Source organism: Erwinia sp. S38 (assembly GCF_016624545.1).
GTDB classification, from domain to species: Bacteria; Pseudomonadota; Gammaproteobacteria; order Enterobacterales; family Enterobacteriaceae; genus Erwinia; species Erwinia coffeiphila.
Genome location: NZ_JACVTS010000002.1, coordinates 149358 through 175276 on the forward strand (window position 1 = coordinate 149358; position 25919 = coordinate 175276).

23 protein-coding genes are annotated in these 25919 nt (G+C 54.0%); 11 read left to right on the forward strand and 12 right to left on the reverse strand.

What is annotated here, in order from left to right; translation table 11 throughout:
* Positions 1-15: 15 nt before the first annotated feature.
* Positions 16-1062, reverse strand: a complete 1047-nt coding sequence (gene selD, locus IBT46_RS02790) for a selenide, water dikinase SelD (RefSeq protein ID WP_200543819.1) — start codon at positions 1060-1062, stop codon at positions 16-18.
* A gap of 153 nt (positions 1063-1215) precedes the next feature.
* The gene (locus IBT46_RS02795) at positions 1216-1767 is read right to left on the reverse strand and encodes an NAD(P)H nitroreductase (protein ID WP_200543821.1); all 552 of its coding nucleotides are present in this window, start codon (positions 1765-1767) and stop codon (positions 1216-1218) included.
* Positions 1768-1958: 191 nt separating this feature from the next.
* Between IBT46_RS02795 and sppA the strand changes: the two genes are divergently transcribed.
* The 3 genes from sppA (at position 1959) to pncA (ending at position 5554) form a co-directional block, all read left to right on the forward strand.
* The gene (gene sppA / locus IBT46_RS02800) at positions 1959-3821 is read left to right on the forward strand and encodes a signal peptide peptidase SppA (protein ID WP_200543823.1); all 1863 of its coding nucleotides are present in this window, start codon (positions 1959-1961) and stop codon (positions 3819-3821) included.
* 90 nt (positions 3822-3911) lie between these two features.
* A complete protein-coding gene (gene ansA, locus IBT46_RS02805) occupies positions 3912-4925 on the forward strand; it encodes an asparaginase (protein ID WP_105595241.1) in 1014 nt (337 codons plus the stop codon).
* A gap of 14 nt (positions 4926-4939) precedes the next feature.
* Positions 4940-5554, forward strand: a complete 615-nt coding sequence (pncA, locus tag IBT46_RS02810) for a bifunctional nicotinamidase/pyrazinamidase (protein ID WP_200543825.1) — start codon at positions 4940-4942, stop codon at positions 5552-5554.
* Positions 5555-5627: 73 nt separating this feature from the next.
* On the opposite strand, the gene IBT46_RS02815 is transcribed toward pncA, so the two are convergent.
* Positions 5628-5906, reverse strand: a complete 279-nt coding sequence (locus IBT46_RS02815; protein WP_123329494.1) for a YeaC family protein — start codon at positions 5904-5906, stop codon at positions 5628-5630.
* Between the two features lie 10 nt (positions 5907-5916).
* A complete protein-coding gene (gene msrB, locus IBT46_RS02820) occupies positions 5917-6327 on the reverse strand; it encodes a peptide-methionine (R)-S-oxide reductase MsrB (protein WP_200543827.1) in 411 nt (136 codons plus the stop codon).
* Between the two features lie 341 nt (positions 6328-6668).
* Between msrB and gapA the strand changes: the two genes are divergently transcribed.
* Both gapA and IBT46_RS02830 read left to right on the forward strand, forming a co-directional pair.
* Positions 6669-7664 carry a glyceraldehyde-3-phosphate dehydrogenase gene (gene gapA / locus IBT46_RS02825; RefSeq protein WP_172606669.1) on the forward strand — a complete coding sequence of 332 codons (996 nt, stop codon included), beginning with the start codon at positions 6669-6671 and terminating at the stop codon, positions 7662-7664.
* A gap of 80 nt (positions 7665-7744) precedes the next feature.
* Positions 7745-8617 carry a D-hexose-6-phosphate mutarotase gene (locus IBT46_RS02830; protein WP_200543829.1) on the forward strand — a complete coding sequence of 291 codons (873 nt, stop codon included), beginning with the start codon at positions 7745-7747 and terminating at the stop codon, positions 8615-8617.
* A 74-nt stretch (positions 8618-8691) separates the two neighbouring features.
* Here IBT46_RS02830 and IBT46_RS02835 read toward each other — a convergent pair whose 3' ends face one another.
* Together IBT46_RS02835 and IBT46_RS02840 are read right to left on the reverse strand one after the other, a co-directional pair.
* Entirely contained in the window at positions 8692-9543 is an 852-nt protein-coding gene (locus IBT46_RS02835; RefSeq protein WP_200543831.1) for an aldo/keto reductase, read from the reverse strand.
* Positions 9544-9624: 81 nt separating this feature from the next.
* Positions 9625-10374, reverse strand: a complete 750-nt coding sequence (locus IBT46_RS02840) for a MipA/OmpV family protein (protein WP_200543833.1) — start codon at positions 10372-10374, stop codon at positions 9625-9627.
* A gap of 433 nt (positions 10375-10807) precedes the next feature.
* Between IBT46_RS02840 and yeaG the strand changes: the two genes are divergently transcribed.
* The 4 genes from yeaG (at position 10808) to IBT46_RS02860 (ending at position 17433) form a co-directional block, all read left to right on the forward strand.
* Complete coding sequence (yeaG, locus tag IBT46_RS02845; protein ID WP_105595249.1) at positions 10808-12742, forward strand: protein kinase YeaG; 1935 nt, start codon at positions 10808-10810, stop codon at positions 12740-12742.
* Between the two features lie 129 nt (positions 12743-12871).
* Positions 12872-14152, forward strand: coding sequence for a YeaH/YhbH family protein (locus IBT46_RS02850; protein ID WP_200543835.1), 1281 nt, complete (start codon positions 12872-12874; stop codon positions 14150-14152).
* A 252-nt stretch (positions 14153-14404) separates the two neighbouring features.
* The gene (locus IBT46_RS02855) at positions 14405-16132 is read left to right on the forward strand and encodes a potassium/proton antiporter (protein ID WP_200543838.1); all 1728 of its coding nucleotides are present in this window, start codon (positions 14405-14407) and stop codon (positions 16130-16132) included.
* Between the two features lie 110 nt (positions 16133-16242).
* Positions 16243-17433, forward strand: coding sequence for a multidrug effflux MFS transporter (locus IBT46_RS02860; RefSeq protein ID WP_200543840.1), 1191 nt, complete (start codon positions 16243-16245; stop codon positions 17431-17433).
* 10 nt (positions 17434-17443) lie between these two features.
* On the opposite strand, the gene dadX is transcribed toward IBT46_RS02860, so the two are convergent.
* Together dadX and IBT46_RS02870 are read right to left on the reverse strand one after the other, a co-directional pair.
* Positions 17444-18514, reverse strand: a complete 1071-nt coding sequence (gene dadX / locus IBT46_RS02865; RefSeq protein WP_200543841.1) for a catabolic alanine racemase DadX — start codon at positions 18512-18514, stop codon at positions 17444-17446.
* Between the two features lie 30 nt (positions 18515-18544).
* Positions 18545-19846: a D-amino acid dehydrogenase gene (locus tag IBT46_RS02870; RefSeq protein ID WP_200543843.1), complete on the reverse strand. Its 1302-nt coding sequence runs from the start codon at positions 19844-19846 to the stop codon at positions 18545-18547.
* A gap of 524 nt (positions 19847-20370) precedes the next feature.
* Between IBT46_RS02870 and IBT46_RS02875 the strand changes: the two genes are divergently transcribed.
* Positions 20371-21909: a SpoVR family protein gene (locus IBT46_RS02875; RefSeq protein ID WP_200543844.1), complete on the forward strand. Its 1539-nt coding sequence runs from the start codon at positions 20371-20373 to the stop codon at positions 21907-21909.
* An 84-nt stretch (positions 21910-21993) separates the two neighbouring features.
* Here the strand turns inward: IBT46_RS02875 and fadR are convergent, their stop codons facing one another.
* Positions 21994-22713, reverse strand: coding sequence for a fatty acid metabolism transcriptional regulator FadR (fadR, locus tag IBT46_RS02880; RefSeq protein WP_200543846.1), 720 nt, complete (start codon positions 22711-22713; stop codon positions 21994-21996).
* 312 nt (positions 22714-23025) lie between these two features.
* Between fadR and dsbB the strand changes: the two genes are divergently transcribed.
* Positions 23026-23556 carry a disulfide bond formation protein DsbB gene (dsbB, locus tag IBT46_RS02885; protein WP_105595256.1) on the forward strand — a complete coding sequence of 177 codons (531 nt, stop codon included), beginning with the start codon at positions 23026-23028 and terminating at the stop codon, positions 23554-23556.
* A gap of 55 nt (positions 23557-23611) precedes the next feature.
* On the opposite strand, the gene IBT46_RS02890 is transcribed toward dsbB, so the two are convergent.
* From IBT46_RS02890 to IBT46_RS02900, 3 genes are all read right to left on the reverse strand, one after another.
* Positions 23612-24061: a YcgN family cysteine cluster protein gene (locus IBT46_RS02890; protein ID WP_200543848.1), complete on the reverse strand. Its 450-nt coding sequence runs from the start codon at positions 24059-24061 to the stop codon at positions 23612-23614.
* A 63-nt stretch (positions 24062-24124) separates the two neighbouring features.
* The gene (locus tag IBT46_RS02895; protein WP_105595258.1) at positions 24125-24784 is read right to left on the reverse strand and encodes a fumarylacetoacetate hydrolase family protein; all 660 of its coding nucleotides are present in this window, start codon (positions 24782-24784) and stop codon (positions 24125-24127) included.
* A gap of 57 nt (positions 24785-24841) precedes the next feature.
* Complete coding sequence (locus IBT46_RS02900) at positions 24842-25879, reverse strand: lytic murein transglycosylase (protein WP_200543850.1); 1038 nt, start codon at positions 25877-25879, stop codon at positions 24842-24844.
* Positions 25880-25919 lie beyond the last annotated feature (40 nt).

A 25919-nucleotide genomic window follows, 5' to 3' on the forward strand; every position in this document is an offset into this window, starting at 1 on the left:
GGACTCAATTCCTGCTCAGGGTTTAATTTCAATCATGGCTCGTCCGGTTTGAGCCTTTTTCAGTTCACCAATTGCGGTCAGTGAAACCGCATGTTTTTCTGCGGCGGCGTGCAGTGCCGCTTCCGCCTCGGGTAATACCGCTATCAGCAAGCCACCCGACGTTTGCGGATCGCACAACAGCCTGCGCTGTGTCTCGGTCATCTCACCGATCAGCTGGCCATAGCTGGCAAAATTGCGCGCCGTTCCCCCCGGCACACAGCCCAGCTCGATGTAGTCATCAACGCCGGGCAGCCGCGGGATCGCGCTGAACTGCACGTCGGCCTGCAGGCCCGCGCCTTGACACATCTCGCTGAGATGGCCAAGCAGGCCAAAACCGGTGACGTCGGTCATTGCACAAACGCCGGCGATCCCTGCCGCTTCGGCGCCAAGCAGGTTAAGCTGACACATCACCTCCGTCGCCAGTCCCTGATGTTCAGGGCGCAGTAGCGATTTCTTTTCGGCGGTGGTCAGTACGCCAATACCGAGCGGCTTACTGAGCCACAGGCGGCAGCCCGCCTGCGCCTCGCTGTTCTTTTTCACCTGGTGCGTCTCGACCACACCGGTGACGGCAAGGCCGAAGATCGGCTCCGGGGCGTCAATCGAGTGCCCACCGGCCAGGCTAATCCCGGCCTGTTCGCAGACGCTGCGCCCGCCTTCAATCACCCGCCGCGCAACTTCCGGTGATAAAACGTTCACCGGCCAGCCCAGAATGGCAATCGCCATAATCGGTTTTCCGCCCATCGCCCAGATATCGCTGATTGCGTTAGTAGCGGCAATACGTCCGAAATCATAGGGGTCATCAACGATCGGCATAAAGAAATCGGTGGTGCTGACCACCGCAGTACCGTTGCCCAGATCGTACACGGCCGCATCATCCCGGGTTTCATTGCCAACCAGCAGATTAGGATCGCGTCGGAGCGGATGGTCGCTGTGCAGAATGGTATCTAAAACCTGGGGGGAGATTTTGCAGCCGCAGCCAGCACCATGGCTGTACTGCGTCAGGCGGATCGTATTCTGATTCATGAAGAAGGTCCCTTTTAGCTTCACCAGATATTATGGTAGCGGATCGGGCAGACGGGTGTAAGTCTGCCGACCTTAATCGCGGACCATTCGCTTATTATCCCGGCGAATTGCAGGGCCGCTCACAACCCTGACGGTAAAAAGGACCTGATTCAATCAGAAATAGCTGACAAACGGCGCGCTGTCGACCGGTAATACGGTGGTCGCCGCTTTCAGCTGCGGCGTGCCCAGATAGAGGAAGCCGACGATGGCATCCTGAGGACGGCAGCCGAAGGCCTGGCGGACGGATTCATCTTCGGTCCAGGCACCGCTTCGCCAGATGCCGTTGAAGCCCTGAGCAGCGGCAGCCATCTGCATAGCCATCACTGCACAGCCCGCCGAAACAACCTGTTCCCAGCGCGGCACTTTGGGATGGTCCTCGCAACGGGCAACGACGGTGATAATCAGCGGTGCGCGATACGGTGCCTGTTTCGCTTTCTCAATCGCTTTATCATCCAGGCTGGCTTCACGTGACACTTTTTCCAGCAGCGCACTGAGGCGATCACGCCCCTCATTTTCGACGATAATAAAGCGCCACGGCTGAAGCGTGCCGTGATCGGGCGCGCGCATACCGGCACGCAGAATATTGTCCAGTGCACCGCCCGCCGGAGCGGGATCGGCCAGGCGCGAGGCCGAGCGTCGATTAACCAGTAAGTCCAGAGCGTCCATAATTTCCTCCTGATGGGGGCGTAAAGTGGACTGAAACTAGCACAGGATGATGTTTTGTTACAGCATTGTCCTTTTTCATGCTGACAATTCAGCCCCTGCTATTTAGGATGTTGAACGTTACTGTCCGTTAAGGGGCGCGTTAACTTTAACCCTGTACCCTGACGGGCATTTGTTGCGATTACGGAGAGTCTATGCGCATGTTGTGGCGAGCTATCGCTGGTATTTTTAAGTGGACGTGGCGGGGTTTGAACTTTGTCCGCGAATTTATCCTCAATCTGTTTTTGATCCTGCTGATCCTGGTCGGTGCCGGGATCTGGTTCCAGATGAACAGCAGCTCTGCCCCGGCAGAAGTGAAGAAAGGTGCACTGATTGTCGATCTCAGCGGCGTGGTCGTGGATAAACCTTCCGTCAGCAACAAATTCAGTAAGCTGGGCCGCCAGCTGATCGGGGCCAGCAGCGATCGCCTGAAAGAGAATTCACTGTTTGACGTGGTGGATGCCATCCGTCAGGCAAAAGATGATAGCCGTATTACCGGTATTGTGTTGGATCTGCGCAGTTTTGCCGGCGGCGATCAGCCTTCGCTACAGTACATCGGTAAGGCCCTGCGCGAGTTCCGCGACAGCGGCAAGCCGATCTTTGCAACGGGTGACAGCTACAGCCAGTCGCAGTACTACCTCGCCAGCTTCGCCAACAAAATTTATCTCTCCCCGCAGGGAACGGTCGACCTGCACGGCTTCGCTACCAACAGCCTGTACTATAAAACCCTGCTGGATAAGCTGAAGGTGAATTCCCATGTTTTCCGCGTCGGCACCTATAAATCGGCGGTCGAGCCTTTCCTGCGTGATGATATGTCACCGGCCGCTCGCGACGCCGACAGCCGCTGGGTAGGCGAACTGTGGCAAAACTACCTCAACACGCTGGCCGCTAACCGCCAGATTACCGCCGATCAGGTCTTCCCTGGCGCTCGCGGCGTGCTGGACGCTCTGCAAAAAGTGGGTGGTGATACTGCGCAGTACGCTAAAGAGAGCAAGCTGGTCGATGAGCTGGCGTCACCTTCAGTAGTGGATCAGCATCTGGTGAAAACCTTCGGCTGGGATAAAGAGGCGAAGGATTATACCGGCATCAGTATTTATGACTATCCGCTGAACAATACTGAAACCACCGAAAGCAACAGCAAAGGCAACATTGCGGTTATCGTTGCTAACGGCGCGATTATGGACGGTGAAGAAACGCCTGGCAGCGTGGGCGGCGACACCACCGCCAATGAAATTCGCCAGGCACGTCTGGATGACAACATCAAAGCCATCGTGTTCCGCGTGAACAGCCCGGGCGGCAGCGTTACCGCGTCTGAAACCATCCGTGAAGAGCTGGCAGCGGCCAAAGCAGCGGGTAAACCGGTAGTGGTTTCCATGGGCGGCATGGCTGCGTCCGGCGGCTACTGGGTATCCACACCGGCCAACTATATTATCGCCAGCCCGAACACACTGACCGGCTCTATCGGCATCTTTGGCGTGATCAACACGGTGGAAAATTCGCTGGACAGCATTGGCGTTCACACCGACGGGGTTGCCACCTCACCGCTCGCCGATGTCACGCTGACCAAAGCGCTGCCGCCTGAAGTGCAGGAAATGATGCAGTTGAGCATTGAGTACGGTTACAAAAACTTCATCGGACTGGTGGCGAAATCACGTAACAAGACGCCTGAGCAGGTTGACCAAATCGCCCAGGGCCACGTCTGGACCGGCAGCGATGCCAAAGCCAACGGTCTGGTCGATGCGCTGGGTGATTTTGACGATGCCGTGGCTAAAGCTGCCGAACTGGCAAAAGTGAAGCAGCCACAGCTGGACTGGTATCAGGAAGAGCCGGGGCTGCTGAATACATTGTTCAGCCAGATGGACGTTCGCGCCTCGCTGCCAGCGTCGCTGAAAGCGCTGCTACCGGCCCCGCTGCTTGACGTGGTTTCCGCCATGAAAAAACAGCCGGGTCTGATGGGCGATCTTAACGATCCGCAAAATCGCTACGCGTTCTGTCTGAACTGTGGTGATGTGAAGTAGTTCACTAATCAGCCCGACCGTCACCGGTCGGGCTGCTTTTCCCCGGCTTTCCCCTTATACTGCGCGTTTTCGGCAAGTCTGAGTTTACCCATGCAAAAAAAATCGATTTATGTCGCCTATACCGGCGGAACCATCGGCATGCAGCGTTCTGAGCACGGCTACATTCCCGTCTCAGGCCACCTGCAAACCCAACTGGCGAACATGCCCGAGTTCCATCGTGCTGAGATGCCCGACTTCACCATCCACGAGTATCAGCCGCTGATTGACTCGTCGGACATGACACCGGAAGACTGGCAATCGATTGCTGACGACATTCAGAAGAACTACGATCGCTACGATGGCTTCGTCATCCTGCACGGCACCGACACCATGGCATTCACCGCCTCCGCGCTGTCGTTTATGCTGGAAAATCTGGCCAAGCCGGTGATTGTGACCGGGTCACAAATTCCGCTGGCGGAACTGCGTTCTGACGGGCAGCAGAATCTGCTCAACTCGCTGTTCGTTGCCGCTAACTACCCGATTAACGAAGTGGCGTTATTCTTCAACAATACGCTGTATCGCGGCAACCGTACCACCAAAGCCCACGCCGACGGTTTCAGCGCCTTTGCCTCACCTAACCTTGCGCCCCTGCTGGAAGCCGGCATTCATATTCGTCGACTGAACACCCCTCCCGCTCCGGCCGGTAACGGTGAACTGATCGTTCACCCGATTACGCCGCAGCCGATCGGTGTGGTAACGATTTATCCCGGCATCTCCGCTGAAGTAGTGCGCAACTTCCTGCGCCAGCCGGTAAAAGCGCTGATCCTCCGTTCTTACGGGGTGGGTAACGCTCCGCAAAATAAAGAGTTCCTTGAAGAGCTGAAAGCCGCGTCCGATCGCGGTATTGTGGTGGTCAACCTCACGCAGTGCATGTCCGGCAAAGTGAATATGGACGGCTATGCCACCGGTAACGCACTGGCGCACGCCGGTGTCATTAGCGGGGCCGACCTGACCGTAGAAGCGACGTTGACCAAACTGCACTATCTGCTCAGCCAGGATTTGACCAGCGATGAAATGCGTCAACTGATGCAGCAGAACCTGCGCGGTGAGCTGACCGAGGACTAACCGGAGAGAAAAGCATGAGCGCACGCCAGGCACTGGTATTAATCGATTTACAAAATGACTTTTGCCCCGGTGGCGCACTGGCGGTGGCAGAGGGCGATGCGACGATAGCTGTGGCTAACCGACTGGCAGCGGAGTTTCGGCAGCGCGGTGAACCGGTTATTGCCACGTTTGACTGGCATCCTGTCGGCCACGGCAGCTTTGCTTCTACCTGCGGAAACAAACCCGGCAGCTGCGGGGAACTGGACGGTCTGCCGCAGGTCTGGTGGCCGGATCACTGCATTCAGCACAGTGCCGGAGCAGAACTGCACCCGGCACTGGAGCAGTCCGCTATCACACTGCGCGTCTACAAGGGTGAAAATCCACAGGTGGACAGCTACAGCGCCTTTTTCGATAACGGCCGACGCCAGGCAACTATTCTGGAAGGCTGGCTGAAGCAGGAAGGTATTACCTCGCTGACGATAATGGGGCTGGCAACCGACTACTGCGTCAAATACAGCGTGCTGGATGCCCTCTCGCTGGGCTTTGATGTCACGGTAGTAGCTGAGGGGTGTCGCGGCGTGAATTTGCAGCCAGATGACAGCGCTGAGGCGCTGAAAGCGATGCAAAATGCCGGTGCACTGATTCTGTAAGCCAAAAAATTTAGGCAGATGTGCTGAACGCACAACTGCCTATTCTTTGAACGAATTATTCTTGCAGGAATAATTACTGTAATTGGATGCGCGTCACGTCTTCATCGCTGATACCGAACTCTTCTTTCAGCTGTTTTTTACTCTTCATTACGATTTCCCCGCCCTTCGCTACGCTCATATGCTGGGGGTCATCGTTATGCTTAGCCTGCCACAGCAGCACCAGCTGCAGGCTGTTTTCCTTCTGCTCCGGCGTCAGGGCGACACCGTCCGCCCATTTACCGGTTTCAACCGCAGTTGCCAGTCGCTGATAAATTTCCGGAGTCATACCGGCAATGATTTCATCGAGTTCCATTACAGTTCCGTTAACCTTTGGTGATGTTACCGTCATCGTCCGTAAAACTCAGCGATGCGGAATTAACGCAGTAACGTTCGCCGGTTGGCTGCGGGCCGTCCGGGAACACATGGCCCAGGTGAGCGTCGCAGCTGCCACAGCGAATCTCAATACGCTGCATTCCATGAGTATTATCATCAAGATAGCGAATGGCCTCGTCGCTGTAAGGCTCGTAAAAACTTGGCCAGCCGCAGCCTGAATCGTACTTAGACGTGGACAGAAACAGTGGAGCCTGACACACCAGGCAGTGATACAGACCTTGCTCTTTGTTATGCAACAGTTTACCCGAATACGGTGGCTCAGTACCACGCTGCTGGGTCACGTAACGTTGCATTTCGTTCAGTTCATTTTCGGGTGAAATAGGGGATTTCTCATTAGCCATGGTAGACTCTCTGGCAGTGTTATTATGAAGACTTCGCTTAGCATTCTAACAAATACTTAACAAGATCAGGTGAATTTTTCTCTCGCAGTGCGAGAGGAGAATCGTTCAGAGACATAATTGTGACTCAGATCACCTTTTACAATATGACCCCGTTTATATTCGGGTTAAGTGCCTTAAGATCACGGCTGTGTCGGCGTCAAGAAATGGACTTTTTTTTGAATAATTCCTGGTCATGAGTTTGACCTATAGCAATAATTGACACGATTCCGCTTGACGCCTGGTAAGCTTTTTGTAATTTTACTGCCAACCTTTTATTCACTATCAACTAGCTGGTGGAATATATGACTATCAAAGTAGGTATCAACGGTTTTGGCCGTATCGGTCGCATCGTTTTCCGTGCTGCTCAGGAACGTTCTGATGTAGAAATCGTTGCGATCAACGATCTGCTGGACGCAGAGTACATGGCTTACATGCTGAAGTATGACTCAACTCACGGTCGCTTCAACGGCACTGTAGAAGTCAAAGACGGTCAACTGGTTGTTAACGGTAAAACCATCCGTGTTACCGCTGAGCGCGATCCTGCTAACCTGAAGTGGGACGAAGTAGGCGTTGACGTTGTTGCAGAAGCGACCGGTATCTTCCTGACCGACGAAACTGCACGTAAACACATCCAGGCTGGCGCCAAGAAAGTTGTACTGACTGGCCCATCTAAAGATGACACCCCAATGTTCGTTATGGGTGTAAACCACAAGTCTTACGCTGGCCAGGACATCGTTTCTAACGCTTCCTGTACCACTAACTGCCTGGCACCGCTGGCTAAAGTAATCAACGACAAGTTCGGTATCGTTGAAGCACTGATGACCACCGTGCACGCAACTACCGCAACTCAGAAAACCGTTGATGGCCCGTCTCACAAAGACTGGCGCGGCGGCCGCGGCGCAGCTCAGAACATCATCCCTTCATCTACCGGTGCTGCAAAAGCCGTAGGTAAAGTGATCCCTGAGCTGAACGGCAAACTGACCGGTATGGCGTTCCGCGTTCCTACCCCGAACGTTTCCGTCGTTGACCTGACTGCACGTCTGGCTAAGCCTGCTTCTTACAAAGAAATTTGTGATGCAATCAAAGCCGCGTCTGAAGGCGAACTGAAAGGCGTTCTGGGCTACACCGAAGACGAAGTGGTTTCTACCGATTTCAACGGTGAAAAACTGACTTCAGTATTCGATGCTAAAGCCGGTATCGCGCTGAGCGACACCTTTGTTAAACTGGTTTCCTGGTACGACAACGAAACTGGTTACTCTAACAAGGTACTGGACCTGGTTGCTCACATCGCCAAATAAGGCCTGTTGACACAGAACCAGAAAAGTAAGGGCGACTCAGGTCGCCCTTTTTTTATCTCTCAATTTCAGAAGGACCGCTCATGAACGAAAAACTCTTCTCGCTGCCGGTGCTTAACCAGATCTCCCCGTATATTACTCAGCGCCAGATTGGCGAACTGCCGGTGGTGGTCATCACCCACCCTAAGGTCCGCGCAGCCGTCACGCTGCAGGGGGCGCACCTGGTAGCATGGCAGCCTGCGGGTGAAAAGCCGGTTGTCTGGCTGAGTGAGAAAACGGCCTGGACCCCGGGTAAAGCTATCCGCGGCGGCGTGCCAATCTGCTGGCCATGGTTTGGCCCGGCAGGTGAGCCGGCACATGGATTTGCCCGCAATCTGCCGTGGACGCTCTCGGCGCATGATGAAAATGAGCAGAGCGTGATGCTAACTTTCGTTCTGGAAAGCAACGAGCAGACCAAAAAACTCTGGCCGCATGACTTTACCCTGTTCGCTCGTTTCCGCTTCAGCGATACCTGCGAAATTGAACTTGAGGCCCACGGTGATTTCGAGGCAACGGCAGCCCTTCACAGCTACTTTAGCGTTGCCGATAATGCCTCGGTAACAGTCAGCGGCCTGGGGCCGGACTATATCGATCAGGTACTGAAAGGCGCTACCGGCCAGTTGCCTGACGGCAAGCAAACCTACGAACAGCGCGTTGACCGTATTCATACCCAGCCTGCTGAATGCAGCGTGCTGGAAGACCGTGCCGGCAAACGGGTGATTGAAGTGCATCATCACTATCAAAGTGACGTTGTCACATGGAATCCGGGAGCTGAATTGTCATGCAGCATGGGAGATATGGCAAACGAAGGTTATAAAACGATGGTGTGTGTGGAAACCGCGCGCATTTCCCGTCCGCTGATCAGTTCTGGCGAACAGCCTGCCCGGCTGGCAGTAACCTTACGTATTCAGAAGTAATCTGGGCCTGTGCGACCGGTCAACAACCCGGTCGCCTGCTGTGGTCATTAAAGCTATGACTACCCTGCCATTGGCTACACAACATCCAACGGCATTTTAGTCGACGGCGGAGGGAAGGCCTGGTTAATCAGCATCAGATCTTCGCTGCTCAGCGTCACCGCCAGCGCAGCTGCGTTTTCCTCTACGTGAGCAATCGAACTGGCTTTCGGGATAGCTATCACCCCTTCCTTGCGGATTACCCAAGCCAGCAGCAGCTGCGCCACGCTGATGCGCTTGTGTTGTGCAATCTGGCTGAGTACCGGATGTTCCATCAGCTCACGGCGCAGTCGCCCTGCCTGAGCTAGCGGACAGTAGGCCATCACCGGCATTGCCAGCTGCTGACACTGCGGCAGTAAATCATACTCAATGCCGCGTGAAGCGAGATGATAGAGCACCTGATTAGTTGCGCAGTCTTCCCCCCCTTCTTCCTGCAACAGTTCGCTGAGGTCATCGGTATCGAAGTTGGACACGCCCCAGCGACGAATTTTCCCCTGCTGCTGCAGGTTTTGCATCGCGCGCAGCGTCTCTTCCAGCGGAATATTGCCCCGCCAGTGAAGCAGATAGAGATCGAGATAATCGGTTTTCAGGCGGCGCAGGCTTCGTTCACAGGCTTCAACGGCATCCACTTCGCTGGCATTCCAGGGATAGACTTTTGAGACCAGCCAGGCGCGCTCCCGCCTCCCCACCAGCGCTTCGCCAACAATCTGCTCCGCACCGCCATCCGCGTACATTTCCGCCGTATCGATCAGCGTCAGGCCTGCATCAATTCCGCACTGTAATGCGGCGATCTCCTGGTTGCGTAATGCAGGATCTTCGCCCATATACCAGGTCCCCTGCCCGATAGCTGACAGGAGGCTTCCATCAGAAAAGGTCACTGTCCGACTCATTGCTCTCTCCCTGCATCATTATCGCGCCCCGAAATAGCACAAAAGGGCGCACAGCGCCCTTCTTTGGTGCAGATCGCGGCATCAGAAGGTGTAGCTAATACCGCTCCACAGCAGAACCTGAGAACTTTTATCGACCATCGGGCTGTCTTTAATTTCATCACCCAGACGGACATAGCGCCCGGAAACGGTGGCGTTCCAGCTGTCGCTGATTTTCCAGCCACCGGTCAGCTCCAGGTACGGGCTCCAGCTGTCATCCGGATCGTAGCGAGTAAGCCCACTGCGATCGGACTCAGCAGAAGAAATACCATAGTAGTATTTGTTCTGGTTTGAGCTGTTCCATAGCGCACCAATACCCGGCGTCAGGCTGAACTGGCCAAATTCGAAGCGGTAAAGATAGGTCAGATCCCAGATGATACCGTTGCTGTTATCCAGCACGTCGCCAGCCAGGGTAGTACGTACAATCCCCCAGTCGGCCGTATGGCGATAGGATAACCCGCCCATCAGCGTCATATGGCGCTTGTTCAACGATTTCATATCACCGTCGTCGGCATCGTCAGGATCGTAATTCTGCGGTGAACCCAATACCGTCAGCGACAGCTGATCCTGGCTGTCCTTCCACAGGTAATAACCTGCTTGCAGGGTGTTCAGATAGAAACTGTCACCGTCATAGTTAACGATAGGCACAGGATAGTATCGGTCCTGACCGCTTTTGTACGGGCTCTGGCTGTAAATAACGGATGCACCCAGCGTCAGCGGGTTAGCCTGTGCGACAGGGGCCGCAAAATACAGAGGCAAAAATGCGGCAAGCGCGGTAAGTTTGAAATGGTTCACAAATTAATCGTTCCGTAAATATAACAATCAGGTTGATTAGTTTAACCATGATATCCACGGGCGATCATAAATTTACATAACTTGTAGCACTCATAATCAATTTTTAAGCACGAAATATCCGCCTCTTTTCCGCAGCGTTATTTTCCCCAGCGGTGTCGGGCGGGGCTGGAAAAGTGTGCTGCTTAGCGCTTTTCTGACTTTGTTATTGAAATTTCATCGAAAATGCCAGACGGCTCAGGAAATTTTTTACCAAGCGTTCTACGCTTAATCGTAAGATCAAAATTTTAACGAGCAGAGTAACCAAAGAATTGTGTTTCCCGATAAAAAAAGTCAGGTTGGCATAAGGGTTGCTGTACTCATTAATAAGTTCCTTCAGGGGCTATCGCGTTAGGCTCCTGGTACCTGTGCTAAAAACGAAAGGACGGGCATCGCTATGAATATATTCGATCACTATCGTCAGCGTTATGAAGCTGCCAAGGACGAAGAGTTCACATTGCAGGAATTTCTTACCATTTGTCGGCAGGATCGCAGTGCATACGCCAACGCGGCGGAACGATTGCTGATGGCAATCGGTGAACCCGTAATGGTCGACACCGCTCAGGAGCCTCGCCTTTCCCGGCTGTTCTCTAACCGTGTGATTGCTCGCTACCCGGCGTTTGAAGAGTTTTACGGTATGGAAGAAGCGATTGAACAAATCGTCTCCTACCTGAAACACGCCGCGCAGGGTCTGGAAGAGAAAAAACAGATCCTGTATCTGCTGGGGCCAGTTGGTGGCGGTAAATCCTCGCTTGCGGAACGTCTGAAATCCCTGATGCAGCGCGTGCCTATCTACGTGCTGAGCGCGGATGGTGAACGCAGCCCGGTTAACGATCATCCGCTGTGCCTGTTTAACCCGCAGGAGGACGCCAACATTCTGGATAAGGAGTACGGCGTTCCTCGTCGCTACCTGGGTACAATCATGTCGCCGTGGGCAGCGAAACGCCTGCATGAGTTTGGCGGAGATATCACCCGCTTCAAGGTCGTTAAGGTCTGGCCGTCAATTCTGGAACAGATTGCGATTGCCAAAACCGAACCGGGTGATGAAAACAACCAGGACATCTCCGCGCTGGTGGGTAAAGTGGATATCCGTAAGCTGGAGAATCACGCCCAGAACGATCCTGATGCCTATGGTTATTCCGGCGCGCTGTGCCGGGCGAACCAGGGGATCATGGAATTCGTTGAGATGTTCAAAGCGCCGATTAAAGTGCTGCACCCGCTGCTGACCGCCACGCAGGAGGGCAACTATAACGGCACCGAAGGCATCTCTGCCCTGCCGTTTAACGGTATTATTCTGGCGCACTCTAACGAATCTGAGTGGGTCACCTTCCGCAACAACAAGAACAACGAAGCGTTCCTCGACCGCGTGTACATCGTCAAGGTTCCATACTGCCTGCGGGTTTCCGAAGAGATTAAGATCTACGAGAAACTGCTGGTGAATAGCGAACTGACACATGCACCGTGCGCACCGGGCACGCTGGAAACGCTGGCCCGTTTCTCGATCCTTTCGCGTCTGAAAGAGCCGGAAAACTCCAGCAGCTACTCGAAAATGCGGGTCTACGACGGTGAAAGCCTGAAAGATACCGATCCGAAAGCCAAGTCGTACCAGGAGTACCGTGATTACGCCGGTGTGGATGAGGGAATGAACGGGTTATCTACCCGCTTTGCCTTTAAAATCCTCTCCCGCGTGTTTAACTTCGACCATGTTGAAGTGGCGGCGAACCCGGTTCACCTGTTCTATGTTCTGGAACAGCAGATAGATCGCGAACAGTTCCCGCAGGAACAGGCTGAGAAGTACCTTGAGCACCTGAAAGGCTATCTGATCCCGAAATACGCCGAATTTATCGGCAAAGAGATCCAGACCGCCTACCTGGAATCTTACTCCGAATACGGTCAGAATATTTTTGACCGCTACGTGACCTACGCTGATTTCTGGATACAGGATCAGGAATACCGTGACCCGGACACCGGACAGCTGTTCGATCGTGAATCACTGAACGCCGAGCTGGAAAAAATCGAGAAGCCCGCCGGGATCAGCAACCCGAAAGACTTCCGTAATGAAATCGTCAACTTTGTGCTGCGCGCCCGGGCACACAATAATGGCCGTAACCCGAACTGGACCAGCTATGAGAAGCTGCGCACCGTGATCGAGAAGAAAATGTTCTCCAACACGGAAGAGCTGCTGCCGGTCATTTCGTTTAACGCCAAAACATCCACCGATGAGCAGAAAAAACACGACGATTTCGTCGACCGCATGATGGAGAAAGGCTATACCCGTAAACAGGTTCGCCTGCTGTGCGAATGGTATCTGCGCGTAAGGAAGTCATCCTGACGTTTGCGTAAGTGCTTAACCCAGTGGGTCCGACAGAGGTTGCTCTGTCCGGGCCCACAACGGCAGCAAAATCGCAACGAGTGCATCAGCGCGGGTTAAGGCCCGTCTGCAACGTAGTATGGGGGAGCTATGGCCTATTTTATCGATCGGCGTCTTAACGGCAAAAATAAGAGCGCGGTAAACCGCCAGCGCTTTTTGCGCCGCTATAAGTCGCAAATCAAACAGTCGATCTCCGAGGCCATCAACAAGCGTTCGGTTACCGACGTAGAAAGCGGCGAATCCGTCTCAATTCCCGTTGAAGATATCAACGAACCGGCTTTCCATCAGGGACGCGGCGGCCTGCGTCACCGTGTGCATCCAGGCAACGATCACTTTGTGCAGAACGACCGCGTTGAACGCCCTCAGGGTGGCGGTGGTGGCAGCGGCAGTGGCCAGGGTAATGCCAGCCAGGACGGTGAGGGGCAGGATGAGTTCGTTTTCAATATCTCAAAAGATGAGTACCTTGATCTGCTATTCGAAGACCTGGCCCTGCCGAATCTGAAAAGGAATCAGCATCGTCAGCTCAATGAGTATAAAACCCATCGCGCCGGTTATACCGCCAACGGCGTTCCGGCCAATATCAGCGTCGTCCGCTCGCTGCAAAATTCTCTGGCACGCCGCACGGCGATGACCGCCAGCAAACGCCGCACGCTGGCCGAACTGGAAGAAACGCTGAAAACAGTGGAGAAAAGTGAACCGGCTCAACTGCTGGAAGAGGAACAGCTGCGCAAGGAGATCGCTGAACTTCGCGCACGCATCAAGCGCGTGCCGTTTATCGATACCTTTGATTTACGCTACAAGAATTTTGAAAAGCGCCCTGAGCCTTCCAGCCAGGCGGTGATGTTCTGCCTGATGGACGTTTCAGGTTCAATGGATCAGGCCACTAAGGATATGGCAAAACGCTTTTATATTCTGCTGTATCTGTTCCTCAGCCGAACCTATAAAAACGTGGATGTGGTTTACATTCGACACCATACGCAGGCGAAAGAAGTCGATGAGCAGGAGTTCTTCTATTCGCAGGAAACCGGCGGTACGATTGTTTCCAGTGCATTAAAACTGATGGATGAGGTGGTCAAAGAGCGTTACGACCCGGCGCAGTGGAATATCTATGCCGCGCAGGCATCCGATGGCGACAACTGGGCTGATGACTCCCCGCTTTGTCATGAGCTGCTGGCAAAAAATATTCTGCCGGTGGTGCGTTACTACAGCTATATCGAGATCACCCGGCGTGCTCATCAGACCCTGTGGCGCGAGTACGAGAATCTGCAAACCCGCTTCGACAACTTTGCTATTCAGCACATACGTGAACCCGAGGATATCTATCCGGTGTTCCGTGCCCTGTTCCAGAAGCAGGTTGAGGAAAATTACTAAACCCGCATGCGCCGGTAGCGCCCTGCTACCGGCGTAAAACCCCGGGTACGACTGTTCTTTTTGCCCGATTACGGCCTTAATGCGTGCCAGTCAGCAGAAAAATTCCCTTTAGCGCACTCCGCGGTATTCACCGGAGCCGTTTTTACGCTATTTTATCCCCTGAATTCAATCGAGTGAGATCGATTCTAAATTTCTTGCTCTGTCATGCACACTCTGTAAAAAAGTATTTTAATCTGTTGGGAGAAACGCCTTTTGGAAGCCAGCGCGATTTACAATTTATTCATCATTGGTTCAGTGCTGGTTGCCGCAAGCATTCTGCTGAGTTCCTTTTCCTCCCGTCTGGGTATTCCTATTCTGGTTATCTTCCTCGCGCTCGGCATGCTGGCGGGCGTTGACGGCATCGGCGGTATTGTTTTTAACAACTATCCGGCGGCCTATCTGGTCAGTAACCTGGCCCTGGCAGTGATCCTGCTGGATGGCGGTATGCGTACCCAGGCCAGCTCATTTAAGGTGGCACTTGGACCGGCGCTGTCGCTGGCGACGGTGGGCGTGCTGATCACCGCCGGTCTGACCGGTATGGCCGCCGCCTGGCTGTTTGATTTAAATATGATGAACGGCTTCCTGATTGGGGCGATTATTGGCTCGACGGATGCGGCAGCGGTCTTTTCGCTGCTCGGCGGTAAAGGGCTGAATGAGCGCGTCAGCGCTACGCTGGAAATTGAATCTGGCAGCAATGACCCGATGGCGGTGTTTCTGACCATAACCCTGATTGATATGATTCTGAAGGGGCAGTCAGGGCTGGATATGATGTTCTTTGTGCATCTGATCCAGGAATTTGGTCTTGGCATTGCACTGGGGATTGGCGGCGGTTGGGGCCTGCTACAGCTCATCAACCGTATTTCTCTGCCGGCCGGGATGTACCCGCTACTGGCGCTAAGCGGCGGTATCCTGGTGTTTTCCTTGACCACCGCGCTGGAAGGCAGCGGTATTTTGGCCGTGTATCTCTGCGGTTTTGTCCTTGGCAACCGGCCGATCCGCAGCCGCCACGGTATTCTGCAAACTTTTGACGGCATGGCCTGGCTTAGCCAGATCGGTATGTTCCTGGTACTGGGTCTGCTGGTCAATCCGCTCGACCTCTGGCATATCGCCGTACCGGCAATGTTGCTGTCACTGTGGCTGATACTGTTGGCGCGCCCGCTTTCGGTTTTCGTCGGACTGCTGCCATTTCGCGGCTTTAATATCCGTGAACGCTTCTTTATCAGTTGGGTTGGGCTGCGTGGCGCGGTACCGATTATTCTTGCCGTCTTCCCGATGATGGCGGGCCTGCCCCACGCTTCGCTGTTCTTTAATATCGCCTTCTTTGTTGTGCTGGTATCGCTGATCGTTCAGGGAACCTCTCTGGGCTTTGCTGCCCGTAAAGCCAGGGTGATCGTGCCACCGACGGCCTCCCCGATTTCGCGTATTGGGCTGGATATTCATCCCGAAAATCCGTGGGAGCATTTTGTTTACCAGCTCAGCGCCGATAAGTGGTGCGTCGGGGCTGCCCTGCGGGACCTGCATATGCCGCGAGAAACGCGCATCGCCGCCCTGTTCCGCAGCAATCAGCTGCTGCACCCGACGGGCAACACGCGCCTGCGCGAAGGGGATATTCTGTGTGTGATTGGGCGCGAGCGGGATCTGCCCGCCTTGGGCAAATTGTTCAGCCAGTCACCGCCGGTCGATCTCGATCAGCGATTCTTCGGCGACTTTATTCTTCAGGCCGATGCGCGGCTGCAGGATGTTTCTGAAATCTACGGCATCGACCTGGATGAAGAACATGACAGACAGCAAACGCTCGGGCAGCTGGTTTCCGACATCATTGGCGGTGCCCCGGTCGTAGGCGATCAGGTTGAGTGGAAAAATCTGATCTGGACCGTGGCGGAAAAAGAAGACAACACAATTATTAAAGTTGGGGTTCGCGTACAGCAGGATAAAGAGTAATTCTGCGGTGTAAGGAGATAAATCCCTGTCTCCTTACACTTTATGCTTTTCTTTTCCGTGGGTAATCTCTACCCTGTACGGCTTGCTTTAATTTGGATCTTACTTCTGTCATGCAAAAATTCACCCTGCTGTTGCTCAGCCTGGTTCTGCTTGCTCCGCTGGGCATCGATTTGTACCTGCCTACTCTGCCGGACATTGCCGTTGGATTAAATACCCCCGTGGCCAATATCCAGACCACAATCCCCCTGTTCCTGCTGGTGATGGGCCTTGGGCAGATTGTCGCCGGGCCACTGGTCGATAATCTGGGGCGCAAACCGATCGCCATCATCGGCCTGCTGCTCTACGTTGCCGGTAGCGTACTGGCAGCCACCGCTGACGTCTGGCTGCAGTTCCTTGCCGCACGTGTTATCCAGGGCTGCGCCGTGTGCTGTACGGCGGTGGTGGCCTTTAGCGGCGTACGCGATCGTCTGAACGGCGATGATGCCGCCCGCGCCTACGGTTTCCTTAACGGCGCGTTGAATATCGTTCCGGCGCTGGCCCCGCTGCTGGGTGGTCTGCTGGCTGAAGCCTTTAACTGGCGCGCGCCATTCTGGTTCCTGACTCTCTACGCACTGTTTATTGGCCTGCTGGTGGTGTTCTTCCTGCCGGAAACGCGCCCGGCGGATACACAAAAAGTGAAAGGGCTGCCGCTGCGCCAGTACTGGCAGATCCTGCGCCAGCCGCGCTTCCTGGCCTTTGCTTTCGCTAACGCCGGTGCGCTGGGTATGGTGCTGACCTACGTTTCACTGGCACCTAACGTATTGATGACCGAAGGCCGCCTGTCTGCTCTGCAGTTCTCAATTGCGTTCGGTGCGAACGGCTTCTGGATTATGCTGGTCAGCGTGCTGGTCAATAAGGTGATTCGCAAGCTGGGTCGTCCGATCTGTCTGGCGATTGGCGCACTGGCAATGACCACGGGAGCCGTGATGCTGACAGCCGGCATGTGGCTGCTGCCCGAGGCATGGCAGACGCACTGGGCACTGTATATGCTGCCTGTTGCTGTGTCGGTTGCCGGTCTGGCCTTTACCGTGGGTCCGGCCACCAGCTATGCGCTGGAGCCTTACCAGCAGCAGGCCGGTGTAGCTTCCGCGCTGGCGGGCTTTATTCAGATGGCTGGCGGATCGTCAGCGGGATTATTGATGATGGCTCTGCCGCTGGCAGAAAAATCAGCGCTGGCGCTGATGATGGTAGCGGGTGCGCTGCTGGCATTTATCGCCTGGCGCTTCAGTAAAAAAGTGCGCGGCACGCTGACCGCGCTCTGATTTCAGATTATCACACCACAACAACCGGCACTCTCGGTGCGAGCGCACACATCAGCTCATACCCGACGGTGCCGGATGCCGCTGCAACATCATCTATCTTGACGTGATTACCCCACAGCTCCACCGCGCTACCGATGCCGGCCTGCGGGCAGGGCGTTAAATCAACGGTAATCATATCCATGGAAACGCGGCCAACGATGCGGGTCATGACGCCATCAACCATCACCGGCGTACCGGTTGGTGATATGCGCGGATAGCCGTCAGCGTAGCCGCAGGCAACCACACCAATACGCTGTTCCTCACTGGCACGATACAGGCCGCCGTAACCGACCCGTGCCCCTGGCCCCAGCTGCTGCACGCCAATAATTTCACTGGTTAAAGTCATCACCGGCTTCAATCCGTTACCGGCGATGTCCTGCCACTGCCCGCTGGGTGACGCACCATAGAGAATAATACCAGGGCGAACCCAGTCGTGGTGAGTTTGTGGATGCCACAGTGTCGCGGCTGAGTTAGCGAGGCTGCGCGGGCAATCCAGCCCTTCAGCCGCCTGCTCAATGCGTTGCAGAGGCTCTGCAATGCCTTCCGCCGTTTCCGCTTCGGCGAAGTGCGCCATCAGCGTAATTTCACCCACGTTAGGCAGTGAACGCAGTTTCTGCCATGCGTTATGTACCTGCTCCGGCTGGAAGCCAAGCCGGTTCATACCGCTGTTCATCTTGAGGTAAATATCCAGCGGTGCGGAAAGTTTGGCCTTTGCCAGCGCCTGAATCTGCCAGTTGCTGTGCACGCTGGTGGTCAGGCGATAGCGATCGAGTATGTCAAGATCCTCCGGGTGGAAAAATCCTTCCAGCAGCAGGATAGGTTTCTTCCATCCGCGTTCGCGCAGCAGGATCGCCTCTTCAAGATCCAACAGCCCAAAACCGTCGGTTTCCTGCAGGCTCTGCCAGACGCGCTCAATGCCGTGCCCGTAGGCATTAGCTTTAACCACTGACCACAGGCGCGAGCCGCCTGCGGCCTTGCGGGCAACGGCCAGGTTTTGCCGCAACGCGGCGGTATCGATCGTTGCGACAATCGGACGCGACATACTCTCTCCTTAAACTTTCAATACGGTAAGTTAACGGATACTGGCACCGTGTAATGAGCGGGCCGGTGTTGGCGTATAGCCCGGTAAATAGCGCATTACCGACAGATCTTCCGCCATAATTGCCGGCGTTTTACCCGTAAGAATATCCGCCAGAAGCTGACCGGAGCCGCAGGCCATCGTCCAGCCCAGAGTACCATGACCGGTATTAAGATACAGGTTTTTCAATGGGGTACGGCCCACGATCGGTGTACCGTCCGGGGTCATCGGCCGCAGCCCGCTCCAGAATGTTGCCTCTGCAACATTACCCCCGTGCGGGAACAGATCGCGCACCACCATTTCCAGGGTTCCGCGGCGTGCCGGTAATAATTTTGTATTATAGCCAACTATTTCCGCCATTCCGCCGACGCGGATACGATTATCAAACCGTGTGATCGCCACCTTATAAGTCTCATCCAGTACGGTGGAAACCGGCGCTGCGCTCTCGTCGGTAATCGGTACGGTCAGCGAGTAGCCTTTCAACGGATAGACCGGGATTTTGACGATGTCGTGCAACAACGCGGTGGAGAACGATCCGAAAGCCACCACGTAGGCATCTGCGGTAATGATTTCCTCGCCGCACTTCACGCCGCGGATCTGGTTTCCTTCCTGCAGCAGTGCATCCACCTGCATGTTGAAACGGAAGTTCACCCCCGCTTCCGCCGCCATTTTGGCCAGACGTTGAGTAAAGAGCTGGCAGTCACCGGTTTCATCATTCGGCAGGCGCAGACCGCCAGTGAGTTTATGCTGCGTGGTAGCCAGCGCAGGTTCGACCCGAGCCAAATCGGCGGCTTCCAGCAGTTCATAGGGCACGCCCGCGTCTTTCAGCACGGCAATATCCTTCGCCGCGCTCTCATACTGCTGCGCGGTACGGAACAGCTGTAACGTGCCGCCCTGGCGGCCTTCATACGCGATGCCGGTATCCTGACGCAGCGCTTTCAGGCAGTCACGGCTGTATTCGGACAGGCGAACCATACGGCTTTTATTCTGCTGGTAATGGCTCATGTCGCAGTTGCGCAGCATTTTCCACATCCACTCGAGCTGGAAGCGGCTGCCGTCAAGGCGAATCGCCAACGGCGCGTGGCGCTGAAACATCCATTTAACCGCTTTCAGCGGCACGCCAGGTGCTGCCCACGGTGCGGCATAGCCCGGAGATATCTGCCCGGCGTTGCCGGCACTGGTTTCCAGCGCCGCATCCGGCTGGCGATCGATAACCGTAACCTCGTGGCCCGCCTGCGCCAGGTACCACGCACTGGCCACGCCGACCACCCCACTACCGAGAATGACAACACGCATACCGAACCCCACCTGGCTTTCAAAAGAACATTACACTACGTGAGAGCTTTTATTACCGAGTAAACCACCAGGAAAAGCACTCACTCTCCGCTGACAAATTTCACATATTTTTCACCCAGCCAGCGAATAAAAACAAGATATCACTACGAATACAGTTAAAAATTCTTCATTTTTCATAATGACAGCATCTTAAAAACATTTTTTGGAATAAAACGCCTGTTAACAGCACAAACCTTTCACATCATATCTTTTGGTTATAAACAGGATTTAATTCTGAAAAATAGTTACTTTTGGGCATTTCCCATCACGGAAAAATCTTTTTTTAAATCGCGCTCTATTTTTTGTCGAAGATTTCATTTGTTTTCACGAGAGGGATAAGAGACAGTGAACTATCATTGAGATATTGGCTTTTATTCCAGGCTTATCAACGCGGCACGAATGCGGGGGTGAGTTGACATGAAAACGGACATTTTGTCGCTACGTGCTGTATCGCCAGAAACCGGTTTTATAAAAAGGGGTGCGCTATGACAACGATCTTTGACGTTCCAATTACGGACAGCAAACGACTCAATGATGGACCAGACTGGACGTTCGACCTGCTTGATGTGTATCTGAAAGAGATCGATCGCGTTGCCAAATCCTACCGGCTGGATACCTACCCTCATCAGATAGAGGTCATTACCTCAGAGCAGATGATGGATGCTTACTCCAGCGTGGGGATGCCAATCAACTATGCGCACTGGTCGTTCGGCAAAAAATTTATCGAAACCGAACAGCGCTACAAGCACGGTCAGCAGGGGCTGGCCTATGAAATTGTTATCAACTCTAACCCCTGCATCGCCTACCTGATGGAAGAGAACACCATGACCATGCAGGCGCTGGTGATGGCGCATGCCTGCTATGGTCACAACTCCTTCTTTAAAAATAACTATCTGTTCCGTAGCTGGACCGATGCCAGCTCCATTGTTGACTATCTGATTTTCGCCCGTAACTACATCAGCGAATGTGAAGAACGCTACGGGCTTGAACAAGTTGAGCGGCTGCTGGATTCCTGCCATGCGCTGATGAACTACGGCGTTGATCGCTACAAACGACCGCAAAAGATTTCGCTACAGGAAGAGAAAGCACGACAGAAGAGCCGCGAGGAGTATCTGCAAAGCCAGGTCAATATGCTGTGGCGTACCCTGCCGCGCCGTGAGCGCGAGGAAACACAGTATTCAGCCGCCCGCTATCCGTCTGAGCCGCAGGAAAATCTGCTGTACTTTATGGAGAAAAACGCGCCACTGCTGGAACCCTGGCAGCGTGAGTGCCTGCGTATCGTCAGAAAAGTCAGCCAGTACTTTTACCCGCAAAAGCAAACTCAGGTAATGAATGAAGGCTGGGCAACGTTCTGGCACTACACCATCCTGAATCATCTGTATGACGAAGGAAAAGTCTCTGAGCGCTTTATGCTGGAGTTTCTGCACAGCCATACTAACGTGGTGTATCAACCGCCGTATAACAGCCAGTGGTACAACGGTATTAACCCTTATGCTCTTGGCTTTGCTATGTTCCAGGATATTCAGCGCATCTGCCAGCATCCGACAGAGGAGGACCGCTACTGGTTCCCCGATATTGCCGGTAAGGACTGGCTGGAAACACTGCATTTTGCCATGCGCGAGTTTAAGGACGAGAGCTTTATCAGCCAGTTCCTGTCACCGAAGGTGATGCGAGATTTCCGCCTGTTCACCGTAATGGATGACGATCGCAACAATTATCTGGAGATTGCCGCAATTCATGATGAGGCGGGTTATCGGGCCATTCGGCAGCAGCTTTCCGCGCAGTACAATCTGAGCAATCTGGAGCCTAACATTCAGGTTTATGATGTAGACCTGCGCGGTGACCGTTCGCTGACGCTGCGCTACGTGCCGCAACATCGCGCTCCTCTGGATAAAAGTCGCCGCGAGGTTCTCAAGCACGTCCATCGGCTTTGGGGCTTTGACGTCACGCTTGAACAGCAGAATGAAGATGGTAGCACTGAAATTCTTGACCGCTGCCCACCGCGCCCGAGTACCCCGCTCTGACGACGTTTTTTCTGACGCCTGTTTAACTAAAAACGCCCCCGAAGAATAGATTTCATTCGGGGGCGTTTTATTTTGAGCTGACCGTTAGCGGCGCGGCGGGGGCAGTTCCGTCGGCATACTAGTCTGCATAGCATGCCAGATTTCACCGCTGCGGCGACCGTAGTCACGTACGATGTCGGCGATCTGTTCGTGCTCGTGAGAATGACAGATATGCAGCAGGTGCTGATAAAAATCCTGCGCTACGCGGCGGGCTTCAGGGTTGGAGAAATAGTGGCGTCCAACCCGGGTGTACAGCCCTCTTAGCCCATTGAGTATTAAACCGTAAATCGGATTACCGGAAGCAAAGGCAAGACCACGGAAGATACTGTAATCCAGCTCGGTGTAGGCTTCCGCGTGGTCGTCAATATCGCGGGCGGTTTCCAGCACTTCTTTTGCCTTTTCAGGATAACTGCGAATGGCCCGTCGAATAAAGATGGAGGAAATATCGGTACGCACGGAGAGCAGATTATCAATCAGCTGAGGCACGCTGTCATGATCAAGCCGGGCGAGCGTTTCAAGAATGCTCAGACCGGAGGTTTCCCAGAAGTTATTCACTCGCGTCGGTTTGCCGTGCTGAATTGTCAGCCAGCCATCGCGGGCCAGACGCTGCAACACTTCACGAAGCGTGGTGCGCGTAACGCCAATTAACTCAGAGAGTTCACGTTCAGCAGGCAGTATCGAGCCAGGGGGAAAACGGTTATTCCAGATACTTTCTATTATATATTCTTCCGCGAAACCGGCAGGGCTCTGTGCCTTGATGACCATAAGCTTTTTGTTTCCATTGCGTTCATAACTGCAAAAATTCATCTCATCATACCAGAGGCCCCAGGCTACACATAGCTCATGGCAAGAGGAAAATGTCGATCGCCAGCAAAAAAATAAGCTTTATCCTGGTCTTTATCCGGCGTTTTTTCACTTTTGTCCGTTCGGATTGAACACGTGTCTTCGCCAGCGTCTTTTTTCGTACCCGTTTTAATTTAAGTCATTTTACTGCCTAAATTTTTCTTGCCACGAGGCTGGAATACGGCGGCATTTGGTTTACACTGCCGAATCAACGCTTACTACACGGATAGACTTATGTTGAGATACCTGAATCGCTGTTCATATGGCCGGGGTGCCTGGCTGTTAATGGCGTTTACTGCTTTTGCCCTCGAATTGACGGCGCTCTATTTTCAGCATGTGATGTTGCTTAAACCCTGCGTAATGTGCATTTACGAACGTTGCGCGCTGTTCGGTATTATGGGTGCCGGTCTCGTTGGCGCTATCGCACCAAAAACGCCGCTGCGCTGGGTGGCGATTCTGATCTGGCTGTACAGTGCGTGGGAAGGTGTTCGTCTGGCCTGGGAACACACGATGCTGCAGTTGCATCCGTCACCCTTCGTGACCTGCGACTTTGCGGCACGTTTCCCGTCCTGGCTGCCGCTGGATAAATGGCTGCCTTCGGTATTCGTTGCCAGCGGCGACTGTGCGGAACGTTCATGGACGCTGCTGAATATGAGTATGCCGCAGTGGCTGGTAGGCATTTTTGCTGCCTATCTATTAGTGGCCGTACTGGTGCTGATTGCCCAGGCGTTTAAACCGAAAAAACGCGATTTGTTCTCGCGCTAAATGATAAGGCCAGCAAATATGCTGGCCTTATTCTCTTTACGCGACTGACTGATACTCAGTTGCCGTATCCACGTGGACGATTGATGATGTGCTCTTCCCAGTCCACCACTTCACTTTCATGTACTGCAATATGGCGCACTGAGATCCTTGCTGCGTGCATTGCCGCACGCGATCCCTTACGTAAAGGATGCCAGACCGGCAGCGTTTTGCCTTCTGCCAGCACGCGGTAGGCACAGCTTGGCGGCAGCCACGAAAAGGTCGGCAAATTCTCACGCGTCAGCTTAATGCAGTCCTCTTCCAGCTCAAAGCGGTGCTCATAGTTTCGGCACTGGCAGGTTTTGATATTCAGTTGGTTACAGGCGACATTGGTAAAGTAAATTTCATCCGTGTCGGCATCCTGCAGCTTGTTCAGGCAGCACTGACCACAGCCATCGCACAGGGATTCCCATTCCTCATCGCTCATCTGCTCCAGCGTTTTTTGCTGCCAGAAAGGGTTATCAGTCATGTCGGTGTCCGGTAAAAGTAAAAACCCGCACCTTATAAAGGGTTTGGGCTGAGTATGCAAGTTTTACAGTACTCGGGTAGCAATACCGTGGCCGCCGAGAGACAGTTCCAGCTTATCGCCAGAGACCATCGGTCCAACGCCTTCTGGCGTACCGGTCAGGATCACATCGCCAGCGCGCAGGGTGAAAAACTTGCTCATATAGGCAATCAGCGGCAGGATTTGGTGGATCATATCGGCGGTACTGCCGTGCTGGCGAACTTCGCCGTTGACGATCAGTTTAAGCTCAACGTTCTGCGGATCGGCAGTAAATTCACTGCGCGGGATGAAACCGGAGATTGGGCAGGAGTTATCAAACCCTTTCGCTTTCTCCCACGGCTGACCGGCCTTCTTACAGCCCGCCTGGACATCACGCAGGGTTAAATCCAGCGCTACGCCGTAGCCTGCAATGGCCTGAGCCACATGCTCTTCGCTGGCATGTTTTAACGTGGCACCAATCAGCACCGCCAGTTCCACTTCATGATGTACGGCACCGAGACCCTGCGGGATGGATAGCGGCTGACGGATATCGCACAGTGCGGTTTCCGGTTTGATAAACAGTACAGGTTCGGTCGGGGTCGCGCTGCCCATCTCTTTTATATGTTTGGCGTAGTTACTGCCAACGCAAACCACTTTATTGACCGGAAAATCTAACAATGCGCCTTGCCAGTTGTGATGCTGATACATGTTTTTCCCCTGCTTTGTTGAACGGCAGCCTCGACTCTAAACCGCGACCACCCCGTTTTACTGTGCGATAGCATCGGCCATCATGCCAATACTAATGGCAAAATAATAAGATCGATTCCAGTGCATTAGCGTACGGAAATTGTCATAAACCATAAATGAACGACCGTCACCATCTTCAGGCGTGATGATCCACGCACGTCCAGGTGCATTTCCCTGCGATGCCGCTTTGACGGTGACGCCAAGCTGCTGCCACTGTAACGGCGTTTTCGCCTGTGCGTTTTTCAGACCGCTTAATTCGGTATCAAATCCCTGCGGCAAGGTGACTTCCGTTCCCCATCCCTGCCCGGCTTTCCAGCCTTCTTTCTGCAGATAGTTGGCGATGGAGGCAAATACGTCGTCAACGTTACTCCAGATATCTATTTTACCGTCGCCGTCGCCGTCCTTACCGTAGTTCAGGAACGAGCTGGGCATAAACTGGCTTTGCCCCATCGCACCCGCCCACGATCCCTTCAGCTCATCTGCTGTCATGCCCTGCTGCTGAATGATTTTCAACGCGGCCATCAGCTCTTTTGTGAAGAACGCTTCACGACGCCCCTCAAAGGCTAAGGTAGCGAGTGCGGAAATCACGTCCTCTTTGCCCTGAATGGTGCCGAACTGGCTCTCCATTGCCCACAGCGCAACAATATACGAAGGCGAAACACCCGACGCTGCCGCAACGCTATCCAGCTGTGCACGATACGCAGTGAGCCTGTCACGCCCCTTTTCAATTTTGCCCAGGGTCAGTACGCGGCTGAGATAATCGTTAAGCGTCACTTTATGTTCGAGCTGGCTGCGATCGGATTTTATCGCACGGTCAACAAAATGAATGCCGGTGAAGGCGGTATCGATCGTCGCCTGGTTGAAACCCTGCAGGCGAGCGGTGGCTTTAAGCTGTTCAACATAGCCGGGGAACTGTGCGGGATCGCGCCCCTGCTGTGACAGCGTAGTACTGCCCGAAGAAGATAATGCGACAGGTGGGATTGCAGCATAACTTAAACTCATGCTGCTCGAAATAGACAACAAAGTTAACAGCGTGGTAAGGAGTGGCAATTTCATGCATGCATCCTTTAATCACTTCACCCGCGCCGGATTTAAA